This is a genomic window from Bacillus sp. GB_SG_008 (assembly GCF_052038115.1).
Classification (GTDB): Bacteria; Bacillota; Bacilli; order Bacillales; family Bacillaceae_G; genus Bacillus_A; species Bacillus_A rhizoplanae.
Map to the genome: position 1 here is coordinate 40,065 of NZ_JBPZSK010000013.1, position 13,475 is coordinate 53,539.

The following is a 13,475-nucleotide window of genomic DNA, read 5'->3' on the forward strand; positions in this document are numbered from 1 at the left end:
TGTTTGAGGTTTTAAAATTTAATAACTTTATTGTCATTCTACAGCTATCTTAGTTTAAGAGTTTTTATTCCTGTTACACTTTATCTAGAAAATAATAAAAGCTCAAACTCCTTTAATATCAATGAGTTTGAGCTTTTTATTTTCTAGGAATACGCTTTGCAACAAGATGCAATTATATTTCAGCGTATCCGCATCTTGTAGCTATTATTATGTATGCTATATTCCACAAAATAATTACAAAAAATCTTTTATTCTCTTTATCTATTTTTAATATATGCACCTTAGAAAAGACGTATGCACCATGAATGGTGCATACGTATAAATTAGTTTGAAAGTGTCCAAAATAACAGTTAAATAGGGAACAAGAAAGGAAGACACTTTCATGAAAGGAAAACGAAAAAATCGAACTAAACTAGGAAAATGGCTAGATCGACACGGAATTGAACAACAAGAATTAGAAGAAGAAACAGGAGTGAGTCGCAATACAATTTCTCGGCTTTGCAATAATAAATCTCATATGCCAAGTTTTCCTGTTGTCCAAAAAATTATTCGTGCAATAAAAAAGGTCGAGAGAAATGCCAAAGTAACAGATTTTTGGGATATGTAAAAAGCACAAGAGCATATCCTTGTGCTTTTTGGTTTTTATAGAATATCTTTTAATAGAAATGTCCTGACATACACGTTATATTTCATGCCATAGCTTTCTAATTTCTTTTCTCGATAATCTGATATGGTAAAAAATAAAACATTAGGCGTTATATGTTGCTGTTCCTTATAAATTCTTGCAATTAAACCATAGTATTGTATCTTTTGTTCATTCGTCTTCATATGTTGCAGCCGATCGATCTCAACAAAATTAGGTATCCGATCTTTTACATAATAAGCATCTGGAATAATTATTTTTTCTTCTCCTTGATGTCTAAACTGTATAATTTGTTCCACTTTCCATTCAGGGAAATCTAGCCACATCCAAGCTTCATTTCTTAAAAGTATGTGTTCAAGATGGTGTTTCTTTTTTCTTTCAGCTGAATCTAATCCTAAAAGGGCTAAACCTCTTTTATTAAGGTAGTATACATATTCACGGTTATACGTAGTCACATGACAATATTTCCTGAGATCTTTTAGAACTCGGTTTGCATTCCGTATACTTCCCAAGGTGTGAATGGCTTGTAATTGTCTTCTGGTTGCAAATTCTAATTTATTTAAACTCGATAAAATCTCGATTTGTCTCGCTTTTTGTTTGAGCTTTTGGTGTTTCATCTTGTGTCTTCACCTCATATTCTTGCAATAATGTTCTCATCATCTCATCCGAAAGATAAGGAACTTGCAACTCGTGAATACGATCTGTTTTGAATAATGCTCTACCTGGAAGCGAAGGTAAATTTTCTAATCCAGATTCATCTAAAACAACTTGTGATGCAACTGTAGTTGGTAATCGAAATCCTATTTTCGCATCACTCATTTGTTTTACAACCGATGGGACAGACGTTACAGTAGGATATTGGGTCGCTAGTATCAATCGTATCCCTAATGCTCCACCTATCCTTGAAATGTGACTAAGCATATACTGACACTCTTCTAACATCCGGTTCACATTTTTAGGCAATCCCTTCGCTGGTGCAAGAACCGCTCCTTCATCAACAATAATAAAAAAACGGTCTTTTTCTTTTGTTTGTACGATGTTTTTCATTCGATTTTTCTTCATATATTTTCCTCGTTGATGCATAAGTGCCATCACTTTCACCAATACTTCATAGGCCTTTTCTGGACTATCGGCAACTTCTACTACTTGCTTTAAATCCTGGTATTCAGTGAATTCTAATCCTTCCTCTTTTAGATCTATAATGAAAAAATGGGCATGATTTGGATTAGATTTAACCAGGGAAGTGATGAGTACTTTTAAAAACACTGTTTTCCCCATTCGAGTAAGACCACCGAGAAGCATATGAGGAGTTTGATCAAAATCATGATATAAAGTTCTATCTAATGTTTTTCCGATTGCAACCTTCCACGTCCCAGGACGTAATAGTTCTTCCGTCCATGCCCATTTTTTGGGTATGTTTTGTTCGAACACCTGGACATATAGAAAAGGAGATTCATAATTAATTCGTACGGGCTTATTCAATCCTTCAGAAATAACTTCATCCAATTTCCTAATAAGTTGAGAGGGAATACCTAACGGCAGCTCATACATATACACTGTACTTTTTTCTTTTTCTTCTTGTTTCTTGAACCTGGGATACTCTAATTTGTGTTTTTCTTTTACACAAATATTAGCAATCTCAAAAAATCTTGCGATCTTGTGTTTATCACTTTGTTTAAAGTTTTTACTTAATAATGCAGCAGTGAACATAGCACCAGGAATCATTAAAAGTTCTAACATAATTGTAGTGCCTCCTTTAACCTCCTTATAAGGAGGTAGTTGAGGAAAAATAGAAGAGGAGAAATGTTTAAAAAACAGAGATAGTAGCAACGATCTTCAGCTACCAGATAAGTGTCTAACGTAGAAACATATCAAGCATATCAACTAGCAGGTACCAAACGCTTCCAATAACCAAGCATTTTAGCCCAGCATGTAGCACCCAATCTGGAAGATGAAGACCACGCTTTTTCAAAAATTTAATACCACATAAAGTAGCCCCAGTAACTCCATATACAACTCCTAATTCTCCTATAATAGTCAAAGTTATTCCCTCCCTTTCCTTTTGATAGAGAGCTTGCCACTACGGTCAGAATACAATTGATAATCGTCCAACAATTCATTCCAGGATACAGGATATTCATCATCGTGTAGATCCTCTTCGATTTTGCGGCTTAAATAATAATAACCTCGATATTCAGAATTTAAATATACTTCGTGGCGTAGCATGTGCTCTTGTATTGCACATATGTCATCTTCCTTTTTTGTGCTTTTGTACATTTGTTTTAGTGTTCGAGAAGAATATAGATACGGGGTACTGTATAACATTTGATATTGACTCATATTGTCTCACCATCCATATAAAATTCTAGGCATGTTAAATAGATATGATGAAGAGACTTCTTTTCGAATTTGTACATAAAAAAAGACCAACCAAATATTATTTATTTTTATAGTAATTACCCATTAATAAGGAAAGATCTTATGCTCATAGCTCTAATGAGCAAATAAAAGGGACTCCGTAATGATTTACAGAGTCCCTTTTATTTATTAAGTGTGGCTTTAAAATAAAGTTACGATGTTTTGAAGAAAGTTGCGACGTTTCTAAAAAAAGGTGCGATGCTTTATCCCTTTAATTAAAGAATTCTAAATGTGTTTTGATTAAACTTTTTCAAAATGGATTTGTTTTATTGTCTGTAGAATAAGGATTTGTAAGCTGTTTTTAATTAAAGTTAATTTCAAAGCAACAGCTAGAATAATAGTTAAAAAGATTAAAAAATAAAGAGAGTATATAACTGTTTGACAGTCATATACTCTAGCCAATTGTTGCATTTAAACAAAGTTTAATTGTTTAGAATACAGTCAAACCGCTTATAAAAAAGTTGCGATGTTTTGAAAAAAAGTTTACTCATATTTCGTTTTGATCCACATAAAATTGATTTTAAATAGCATAAGTAATATGTAAGTTAGAATACTAAATCAAGCTTTTTAAGGGCGTATAAGGAGGAATCACTTATGGCGGCTAAATATTGTGAACGATGTGGCGTAGAAATTTGGGAAGGTCTTCATTGTAAAGGATGTGATCCAGTTAGTGGAAGTGAAGAAGTAACAATACGCTTTGTTGTTTGGAAGGAGGATGAAGAGTAAGGTTTGTTCAAACTTTTTTATAAAACTGAAAGTACATTTGAAAAGAAAAGGATTCATTTTGATTAAAGTTTAATCAAAATGAATCCTTTTAATTTGTTATAAAATACGTGTTTATAAAATGCTTTTAATCAAACTTTATTTCAAAGCTACATCTTTCTTCGACTTGAAACCACTTTACTTTTAATAATATCATTTTAGAATGCAAATAAAAAAGCACTCTTTCGAGTGCCTTGTAACCTAATTTTCAGATATAAAAATAGGTTACATTTTTTCTATTATTACTTGTCTCTCATACCACTTGGACATTTTTTCAACTGCATTTGCCGATAAGCGCTTTGTTTGCTTGTTACAAAATCTAGATAATGTAGGAGCCGAAATTTTAATTTCTTTTGCTAGTTCACGTATACTAATGTTGTCAATATTATGCCGTTTTAGTATTTTTTCTCGAACTACTTCTTCATCAAATATGTAAGTCTCTTGACTCCTTTTCACTTGTGGCATATCAAAAACATCTTCGTTTTTTTCAACATATTCTAAAGCTGTTTCATCATTGCTTTCTAAAGTTTTTTTCTTTGGCAAATTGTACATAGATTTAATTAATTCTTCTGGTGGAAAAATAGTAATATTCAAATTCATCCAATAATCCTTAAACCAATTCTTCTTATTTAAACGTTTCTCATCTAATTCACTTGTATACTCCCACTTAGAAATTACGTTTTCCCGTTCCAAATCAGTGAGAATATTCTCTAGATGCTCTCGAATTCGACTCGGTTTCCATTTTAGTGGGACTGCCATAACAGCTAATAATCCGTTATCCCCTCCAATGGAATAAGGCCGCTTTAAAGTTGAATATATCTGACGTATTCTCCATTGCCATGTTAAATAGCGAATTAAACGTTTATGGTATTTATGTCGGTAACTGTTATACTCTAGTGCCTTTTTTGATAATAAGGCTGTCGTATTACTTGAGCCATATAAATAACTAGATAAAAAGCTTCCAGGTTTGATACGACAAGATTCGATTCCCATATATTCATTCGTTGTACTGTGTCTCCATAGTACAACAGAATCTAATACAAACAATCTTTTGATTACTTCTCTTCTTACTTTATATTGCTCATCGTGCTCATTTTCATCATTTAAAACCACTACTTCATTTTCATCATTTAAATATATGAAAATACTCGCTAAAGCAGCAATTCGCTGAGCAACCTTAATTTTATCTTCGGGTCTATAGTATTCCCCTTTACTTACTTTCTTTTTTGGGACATTACACATGTCCAATACTTGCTCATAGGAAAATTCGATAAATTCATCTGGTGACTTGGCTTGTGCTAACCATTGTATAGTGATTGAGTCTAATACATCTGCCGTCAAATCATCCATATTACTCATTACATCATTAACTAAAGTATTCCACCGGGATGCTTCATTTGCTTTGGTAAGCTTTAAATCTTCATCTCGATGAGAAGAAAGTTGAGCTACTGCATTACTATCCTTCGTTTCAAGTGGATATGATTTTATCCCCGTATTTGAAGTATCTTCAAAATGATTTTTTGAAATCCCATCACGTAATTTGAAATAAACAGCTGAATTATTGACTTCAAAATAATCTTTATCGTCTGTTTCATCTTCATTTTTTTCTAAAATGGATACTGGTTCAACATTTGATTTATCATTAATAATATTTTGAAACTCTTCTTCTAAATATCTTTCAAGTACCGAATGAATTTCGTCCTTATACTGGTTCAACTTAATAGCAACTTGTAGCGAAGTGATTCCTTCATCATTCTTTTTACTAAGCCATGATACTAAAGCTGACAAGGAGGGGGAAACATATTGAGAAGTTACAACCTTACTATTATCTTTTTCTACGTCTGCACTAAAAGAAGTCCATTTATCCCAAATTACTTTATTAGTCCCGTACAGTGGCTCAGATATTAATAAAGCATCTGTGAACATTTGTGTTAACTTTTCCATTTGGTCACTCCTTCCTTTCTATACTTTACTTACATATACATCACAACGTAGTCTCCTAAATATATAGAAAACTTGTTATTTTTCGGGCACATTTATATTTACAAAAGGAATGAAACACTTTTATCTTTGGTTTTATAAACGAAATAACATTTATTATACATTACTCCCCAATACATCAGCAATTGATCTAAAGAATGAACATATGAAACACTTTTCCCCTATAGTGAACCTATTCAATAAATATGAAACGCTATTTTCCCCTTAACACTTCTTTATATTGTAGACTATACCGCTCTTTATATTAGTAACCCTTGTACCATATACGATTTCAAATGTTTCATATCCATTTGAAACGAATAACTTGAAACATCCTTACCATATCCTTGACCTAAAAAACAAAACATGAAACATTAGCTAATTTTTCTCTTCTCACGTACATACTCGGAAAAAATTTTTTAATATGTCCTAAACCTATATATATCAACGGTTTAAAGCACGTTATACAAATAGAAAACATAAAGCATTATGAAGCATTTTTGCCATATCCTTGACCATAAAATACATAAAAAACACCAATATTTCCTTCTGTACCAAGGGTTTTATCCTATTTTTGCATTTCTCCGCCACCATGTAAAATATGAAACACTTTTGCCATATCCTTGACCTTTTAAATTTTGAATCACAAAATTTCTTTTACCATATCCTTGACCTAAATTTTTTAATATATCCTTGATAACCCTCTATCCATCTACATTTAACGTGTTTTGTCATAATAAATAACTTATATATAAACATGAAACACTTTTGCCATATCCTTGACCTAAAAATCTCTAAATATCTCATAAACCCCTTATATATCAATGCTTTTACTGTTGTTTCACTAATGACTTTATACAATTAATACATGAAACACTTTTTGCCATATCCTTGACACAAAGTTTTTTTGCAAAAATCTTGAAACCCTTGTCATACCTGGTTTTATCGAGTGTTTCATCTTTTAAAAATTCCCCTTAAAGGAGTACCTTTCATCAATTTTCGATTTGTTATAATAAAAACTGGTATATTTTATAGTATTTTGACATATATTTCTGAATTTATATGTAGGAGGTGAAAGAGATGGGAAAGTCATTTATTATTCGCAATCAACGTAGCTTAAATGGACAATCTACCAATGCTGTTTTAGTCACATTAAAATCTTGGCAAAAACTTGTTGAAGCTTTTGAAGGGAAATACTATAGCTTTAAAGATACATATCTTGGGGATATTCTCGATCATATGACATATGAGGAACGTATTGCGGATGTAGACGGCTTTGTGACACAAGCGAAACCATCTTTTTCACGCCGAACCATTTCTACTGTTACACAAGTAATGGGAAGAAAACATAAATTGTATGGTATTACAAACGCAGATCTTGAAGTATTCCTATACTTACATAAGAAGTGCTATACAAATGGGGTCATCCCAAATGTAACTGTACATATGCTTTGGGAAGATTATAAGCAATATAAAGAAGAATTAGCATACATACAACATTCTCAATTCTATATAGCTTTAAAGAAATTGAGCTTACATAACATTATCTCTATTGAAAATGAATTAGATGGTCGATATACGATTAAGTTAACTGACTTTATGAATCCAGAGACAGAAAAAGCAAACCCTTATGTCTACATTAGTCCAGTTGTATTTACAAAGGAATTCTTTGAAATGTCAGTTGCAGCTAAGAAACTATTCCTGGACATTGCGATGCAACAACATTCAGAGACTACACTTAAACGTTCCTTAGATAAACAAGATGAAAGAGGAAACAAAACTCACTTTGGCGGGATGTATCGCTTTTTACATAAGAAATATCCGCATCAAATTCGCGCAGTCATGACGGAAATCACAACGGCATTATCATGCACAGGTACTCCCCTTTTCAAAATTTGCAAACTAGAAAAAGGGGTTAAGAACAAAAAAAGATACACAACATTATATGTATCCTTGCATAACGACTTCTTATGTGCCAAAGAAGCAGGAGAAGTACAATATCGTGATCCATTTGTACCAAAAGTTACTTATGCTCGTAAAGCTCGTTTTATCGAGTCGGTCTTACAAGAGATGAACATTGGTGAGTTTGCGCGAGACATGAATAAATTCATTCATATACTGAAATATACATGCCATCGACAAATTCGTAGCGTAGTTCGTGGCTTACGTGACATGGTAGATCGCAATGAAGAATACCCAACTAAACTTGTTTACACTCTTAAAAAATTATTAAATCAAACATCACAATATCAAATTCTTGATACGGCAGCTAAAGAAGGAATTTATCCTCTTATTACACAACATGTTCCGAAAGAACAAAAAGAACAAGCTGTATTCGATTTTGGATTACACTTCTCGATGTATTCACTTCGAAGTATCAAGAGCTTGTTCAGAAAGACTCACGAACTCCTTAAACAAAAGTTCGCAGTACCAGTTACGGAAGAATCCTATCACCGTAATTATCTAAAGTATCAAGAAGAAACGCTATTTAGAAAGTACGCTTATGAACAAGGTACAAATCTACATGCTTATGTTGCTTTAGAAATTGAAATGCGTGAACTTCTCAAAACAAGAGGTCATAAAGAACGTTCTATTCCTAGTGATGTTCGTGAATGGTTCATTGAAAAGATTGATACATTACCGAAAGAAAAGCTTCGTGTCATTGAAGTACCGGACAGTTTTAATCTGCTTACATTTACGCGCACCTTTGAACGGTTAATACGCTCTGGTATCCAGGTATCAACAGCTGAACAGGTACTAGAAATAATGGAAGCAAATTAACTGCATGCAGCTCTCTATTTTTGAAAAAATCAAAAGTAGAGGGCTATTCGTGCTGACCCTATAAATTAAAGACCTTCTAGTTGACTCCACTAATATGAAATTTTACTAGGCTCTATTGAAAATAGAGCCTTTTTTTATGCACTCTTATACAAGAAATTTATTCTTATCCTTCTGTTTCCACAGAACATTCCTTTCCTTCTTCCAGACAGATGCTCAAAGAGAGTCTTTTTTCTACAAAAAATCAGAAAGAAAAATTTATATTTAGTGGATATGTATATAGATCTAGTCCAGTGTGAATAAAATAATCCCAATATTGTTGTAATATAAGGATTCTATGGTCTCATCTACTTAAATTCATCAAGTTTTATGTGAGTAATGTGGAATAACTGAATTATGTGGAGTATGTGGCTATTTCTGTGAATACATTGGGGATGAATAACATCAAATTGTGGAAATATAGGGGATAGAGTAGAAATCTAGCTATTGAATAAATATGTTTTAGACTGAATCAATTTGTTTCATTTTTTATGTAGAAATATGTGTTTTAGTTTCTGATTATTTGTAGGTAATGTATCTCCATAATGCCTTGTTTTTTATTTCTAAATCCTGCCATTTATGATTTTTTACAGTATAGTATAGTAAAAGTCCTTGTTACAGTAGTACTTTATCCATATTTTTTGATCCTATATAAGTTTAATCTTTATATTTTTAATATATATAAGATATATATTTATATTAGATTTTATTAAAGAGATAACAATTTTATTTTGGAAACATAAATGAAGTAGTTGAAGCTTGGTTTAAAGTATAGATTTTTGAGTATTATTTATAAGATAACCAGGATTAGAATAATTCGTTGAGGTTCTAATATTAATATATATTGATAAATATTTAAATGAACTCAATGTCTAGAGAGGCTAATCTACTAGTTACGATTAGGTAAACCAATTATGCTTCAGTTAGTTGTCAATTTCACTTGTAAAAACATCAATTCGGTTAGGTCCTCAAGAAGCCACTGCTAAAGCACCGACTGTTTCAGAATGATAGTATCAGTATGTATAAGATTTAGAGATTAGTTGCATCAAAACCCAAAAACCTGTTTTTTCATTCAGGAATGCAGCTATACAGTCATGCCCGCTTCTTTCATTTCTCAGCCCCCTGTCATATCTTTACAATATCTTTGCAAAACATTAACCTCACATTTAACTTCATCAAGTCATCCTTCAATAAGAATGATATGGCCGCTTTAGTGAGTGACATAGAATTATTCCGTTAAAGGGCCATATTGTGGAGTAACTCATTGGTAAATCAAATGGATATTTATGTTAAAATTTATAGGAGAGATTGTGAATAAATGTACTTAAACGTAAGCGTCAAATATTCCCCACCTACTAGTTGTAAATAACCCATGAGATAATCTCCTTACGTAGATGCTATTTTCTGCTTGCCTGATTATAAAAAATATTAAAAAAATTCCAAAAAATCCATTTATTCCCTAAAGAAATAGTGTATAATGTGTGTGTAAAGTAAAAATCTTACAAAGGAGTGAATAAAATGAAGGTAAAAGGTATTTTATCAGCAACCATTTTATCGGCAACACTATTTGGGGGATTTGGTTTAAGTACAGCAGCAGCAGAGGGAAATCTCTCACCAGCTCAAAAGAAGGAAGTTGTAGAACTTAAACAAAACGGCTTAACGGACAAGCAGGTTCAGGAGTACATAAAAATAGCGGAAAATGATAAAAAATTCTTCGCAACAGAAGCAAAACAAAAAGCAGCTAACGATATTGCAAATCTAAAAAAATTAAAAAATTCTCAACAAAACTTCGTAGCTGGTGCGAAGGCGAGCGAAGGTGAATATGTAAAACTTAATGATCCAGAATATAGAGATATCTTATCTGACTCTAAATCTACTGATTCTAAATCTACTGATTCTAATTCTACAATTTCTACACTTGCAACAAGATCTCCACTTGGTACAAAAGGAGATGTATTAGTAAGCTACGATATTAACTCTGGTAGTTCTGCCATCGGGGTAGGGCATGCTGCTATTGTATCCAGAGATTACACCCGTACCGTAGAGTCTTTTGCGCAATCCTGGAGCCCTATTGGAAAAAATGGTGTGCAATATTATCAAAATACATGGAAAGGAAGATCCAAAGTATATGGTCTTTGGGTAAAAGGTGCTTCTAATACGAAGTATTATAATGCTGCGGGCTATGCACAAAGTAAGGTTGGTAGTCCTTATAACTGGTATTTTTTTAACAAATTCTCTACTTCCTCTTTCTACTGCTCTCAATTAGCTTGGCGTTCTTGGGAACAGCAAGGAATCAATATCGATTACGTGACATGGGATACAGTTGTTTCACCAGCGGAGTTAGTTAAGTCAGGGAATACAACAATTTTCTATGCTAGTTAATTAAATGTAGAAAAATATAAAAGCGACCATCAGCGGTTTGTTAATGGTCGCTTTAGTATTAAATTAGTATATAAGTGAAGGTGGGGTAAAAACATATGAGGTTCCGTTTTTTATCTAGTGTCTCTATTTTATGTTGTATAATTTTTTTAACTTCCTGTATATCTAATGAAAGCAGCACCTCCTTATTCCCTAAAAGTAGTGAGAAAGCATTAAAACAAATCAGTAAAGCAGAATATTTAGTGTCCTATACAAATGGATTTAAATCGGGGGGGTATCTGACAACATACGATAAAGAAGGGAATGTTTTAGAGCAGGCTCCTATTGAAGGACAGAGTATTATCACAAATGCAAAAGACGAGAATGCATACTATTTCGCTTCTAGTCGAAATGGCAAACATTATAGTGTTACAAAACAAGGACAGATTGAAACTGTATCTAAACCAAAGGATTTACAAGATAAAAATGCAGGAGCCTATTTTATCCAAGCAGAACAGGGCTATGTCTTTTATGATATGAATATTGGTATTTTAAATCAAAAGGATGGTTACATAGGCGAGTTAGTATATGAAAAAAAAGGACAGACACAACAACATATCAAATTAAAAGGTACTATACAGGGTGCTCATATTATAAATAATACTTTATACGCTTTCTCTCAAACAGATCAAAAGGTATATGTATCTTCTATCAATCTTTCTACTAATAAATTATTAAAAGAAGTAGAAATTCCAAATCAAGATGTATTATTCGCTTCTTCTTTTCATAAATCCATGTTTCAGGTTTGGAATGGCAAGCTTGTATTGTCACTTAGCGATAATGTAAATCAAAAATTACCAACAAGACTTGTTATAATTAATCCGGACAACGGAGGTATTGAAAAGGAAATTTTATTGAAATCAGTACCAATGCACTTAGAAGTCATAAATAATGAATTATACATATTTGAACAGACTGGGAATATCCAAGTATTAAATACCAACTATGAAACGATTAAAACTTACTCTATACAAGAAACATCAGCCTTTTTTGATGAATTAGGTCAAAAAGAGGGCGTAATTGCAGATATTCAAATTGAACAAAAGAAAATATACTTCCTTTATCAATATACAAATGAATCTTCAAGAAGCGGGAAAAAACGAGGAGAAATTCATAGCTATTCTCTAGAAGATGGTAAAAAGCTAGACGAGACAACCTTAATGTTTAACAAAAACTGGGAAGATATAACGTTTCTTGTGACGAATCCAGACGAATAAAAACTGATTTAGTAACTAATCAGCTACCATATAAAAATTCTAAATAAAGAGAGGTTTCGCTTAGAAGCGAAACCTCATTTATTTGGTTGAAAATAGTTCTATATCTCCCGTTTCTAAGAAAGCTACTCTCACCCTAGAAACAGATTCATCACATCATGAACTGCATTTTCGTTTACACTTAAACTATTAAAGCAGTTATATACAGTATCAAACACAAAACATTGATATGGTGCACCCTTTATCTTTGTTTACGTTGAAAACTATAATTACTTACTGAAGATAATAAGTAAATAAAGTTAGAAAATAGGCTGTTTTTGTTTCTTTATTTACGATGAATACGGTCAAAAATCATACTGTATATAAGGGCAGCTTAGCTTAATAAAGTGATATAATATTAATCGGTTTTAAGTCCTCTTAAAGGTCCATAGTATTATAGGTTAAAGTAAATCGAATAAGGTGGTTTGATGGATAGATTAAATGAATTAAAAGCAACCCTTATACAAGGGCAACGATTATCGATGCAAGGTTCCCTTCAAAGGAGAGCTCCATCAAAAAAAGCTGTACCTTTTTTATTGAGTGCTCGGCAGGGTTTAAAGGAATTTGTCATTGAAAATTCGAATAATGCTTTGGCGTGGCGTTTGCTTTCCCAAGCGGAAGAATGCTTATTGAATTATAATGAAGCCGTCATCTGTCAGGAGAAAACGTTGGAATTAGGTGGCAGAGATCGAAAGGATTTAAAAAGGCTGGCACTGTTAAAAGAATATAGTGGTAAGTGGGAAGAAATAAATTTATCACCAGTTCAGTTGGAGACGCTTGGAACATTTTTGGACGAGATGATAAATTCAAAAGGGTGCGACCATTCGCATAAGTACACAAAGAGTTGGCTGGAAAATAACGTCCCTAAAAGCAAAATCTCAAAAATCATAAAAGCGATGCGGAATCAGGGAGGATTCTGTGATTGTGAGGTTCTCTTAAATGTGGTGGATTAGACACCGATTATTTCTTCCACTAATGGAGCAGGTTAGTTGAAGAAGATATACAAAAGGACCCGAAAAAACTGGTCCTTTTTCTTTTTGTGAAATATCAACACTAATGTTTAACAGAGCCTAGTGTATAGATATTAAGATGCGCTTTCAAAGTTTGATAGGGATTTTTGTAATTTGTATAGTTCGTATGTTGGAGAAGGGGTACTGACGGTAAAACGCGGATTTTATACGCTA

Annotated in this window: 11 protein-coding genes; 6 read left to right on the forward strand and 5 right to left on the reverse strand. The window is 32.6% G+C overall.

The window, feature by feature from the left end; all coding sequences use genetic code 11:
* Window positions 1–382 precede the first annotated feature (382 nt).
* The gene (locus ACTDJC_RS21300; RefSeq protein ID WP_440604610.1) at window positions 383–607 is read left to right on the forward strand and encodes a helix-turn-helix domain-containing protein; all 225 of its coding nucleotides are present in this window, start codon (window positions 383–385) and stop codon (window positions 605–607) included.
* Window positions 608–642: 35 nt separating this feature from the next.
* On the opposite strand, the gene ACTDJC_RS21305 is transcribed toward ACTDJC_RS21300, so the two are convergent.
* The 4 genes from ACTDJC_RS21305 to ACTDJC_RS21320 all read right to left on the reverse strand — a co-directional run bounded on the left by ACTDJC_RS21305 (window position 643) and on the right by ACTDJC_RS21320 (window position 2,983).
* Entirely contained in the window at window positions 643–1,260 is a 618-nt protein-coding gene (locus ACTDJC_RS21305) for a replication-relaxation family protein (protein ID WP_440604611.1), read from the reverse strand.
* Window positions 1,199–2,383, reverse strand: coding sequence for an FtsK/SpoIIIE domain-containing protein (locus tag ACTDJC_RS21310; RefSeq protein WP_440604612.1), 1,185 nt, complete (start codon window positions 2,381–2,383; stop codon window positions 1,199–1,201). Before ACTDJC_RS21310 ends, ACTDJC_RS21305 begins: the two co-directional genes overlap by 62 nt.
* A 115-nt stretch (window positions 2,384–2,498) precedes the next feature.
* Window positions 2,499–2,684: a hypothetical protein gene (locus ACTDJC_RS21315; RefSeq protein ID WP_440604613.1), complete on the reverse strand. Its 186-nt coding sequence runs from the start codon at window positions 2,682–2,684 to the stop codon at window positions 2,499–2,501.
* Window positions 2,685–2,686: 2 nt separating this feature from the next.
* Window positions 2,687–2,983 (reverse strand): hypothetical protein, encoded by a 297-nt coding sequence (locus ACTDJC_RS21320; RefSeq protein ID WP_440604614.1) that lies wholly within the window; start codon window positions 2,981–2,983, stop codon window positions 2,687–2,689.
* Window positions 2,984–3,655: 672 nt separating this feature from the next.
* Between ACTDJC_RS21320 and ACTDJC_RS21325 the strand changes: the two genes are divergently transcribed.
* Window positions 3,656–3,787: a hypothetical protein gene (locus ACTDJC_RS21325; RefSeq protein WP_440604615.1), complete on the forward strand. Its 132-nt coding sequence runs from the start codon at window positions 3,656–3,658 to the stop codon at window positions 3,785–3,787.
* Window positions 3,788–4,048: 261 nt separating this feature from the next.
* Here the strand turns inward: ACTDJC_RS21325 and ACTDJC_RS21330 are convergent, their stop codons facing one another.
* Complete coding sequence (locus ACTDJC_RS21330) at window positions 4,049–5,767, reverse strand: helix-turn-helix domain-containing protein (protein ID WP_440604616.1); 1,719 nt, start codon at window positions 5,765–5,767, stop codon at window positions 4,049–4,051.
* A gap of 1,116 nt (window positions 5,768–6,883) precedes the next feature.
* Here ACTDJC_RS21330 and ACTDJC_RS21335 point away from each other — a divergent pair.
* From ACTDJC_RS21335 to ACTDJC_RS21350, 4 genes are all read left to right on the forward strand, one after another.
* Window positions 6,884–8,584 (forward strand): hypothetical protein, encoded by a 1,701-nt coding sequence (locus ACTDJC_RS21335; RefSeq protein WP_440604617.1) that lies wholly within the window; start codon window positions 6,884–6,886, stop codon window positions 8,582–8,584.
* 1,554 nt (window positions 8,585–10,138) lie between these two features.
* Window positions 10,139–11,002, forward strand: a complete 864-nt coding sequence (locus ACTDJC_RS21340) for a septation ring formation regulator EzrA (protein ID WP_440604618.1) — start codon at window positions 10,139–10,141, stop codon at window positions 11,000–11,002.
* A gap of 239 nt (window positions 11,003–11,241) precedes the next feature.
* Complete coding sequence (locus ACTDJC_RS21345) at window positions 11,242–12,255, forward strand: hypothetical protein (RefSeq protein ID WP_440604619.1); 1,014 nt, start codon at window positions 11,242–11,244, stop codon at window positions 12,253–12,255.
* A 464-nt stretch (window positions 12,256–12,719) separates the two neighbouring features.
* Entirely contained in the window at window positions 12,720–13,244 is a 525-nt protein-coding gene (locus tag ACTDJC_RS21350; RefSeq protein ID WP_440604620.1) for a DUF2695 domain-containing protein, read from the forward strand.
* Window positions 13,245–13,475: the final 231 nt, after the last annotated feature.

Excerpts from the sequence above, each read along its gene's own strand:
- ACTDJC_RS21310 (WP_440604612.1), bottom strand. The coding sequence starts at position 2,383 with ATGTTAGAACTTTTAATGATTCCTGGTGCTATGTTCACTGCTGCATTA.
- ACTDJC_RS21330 (WP_440604616.1), bottom strand. The coding sequence starts at position 5,767 with ATGGAAAAGTTAACACAAATGTTCACAGATGCTTTATTAATATCTGAG.
- ACTDJC_RS21300 (WP_440604610.1), top strand. The coding sequence starts at position 383 with ATGAAAGGAAAACGAAAAAATCGAACTAAACTAGGAAAATGGCTAGAT.
- ACTDJC_RS21325 (WP_440604615.1), top strand. The coding sequence starts at position 3,656 with ATGGCGGCTAAATATTGTGAACGATGTGGCGTAGAAATTTGGGAAGGT.
- ACTDJC_RS21350 (WP_440604620.1), top strand. The coding sequence starts at position 12,720 with ATGGATAGATTAAATGAATTAAAAGCAACCCTTATACAAGGGCAACGA.
- ACTDJC_RS21335 (WP_440604617.1), top strand. The coding sequence starts at position 6,884 with ATGGGAAAGTCATTTATTATTCGCAATCAACGTAGCTTAAATGGACAA.
- ACTDJC_RS21340 (WP_440604618.1), top strand. The coding sequence starts at position 10,139 with ATGAAGGTAAAAGGTATTTTATCAGCAACCATTTTATCGGCAACACTA.
- ACTDJC_RS21320 (WP_440604614.1), bottom strand. The coding sequence starts at position 2,983 with ATGAGTCAATATCAAATGTTATACAGTACCCCGTATCTATATTCTTCT.
- ACTDJC_RS21305 (WP_440604611.1), bottom strand. The coding sequence starts at position 1,260 with ATGAAACACCAAAAGCTCAAACAAAAAGCGAGACAAATCGAGATTTTA.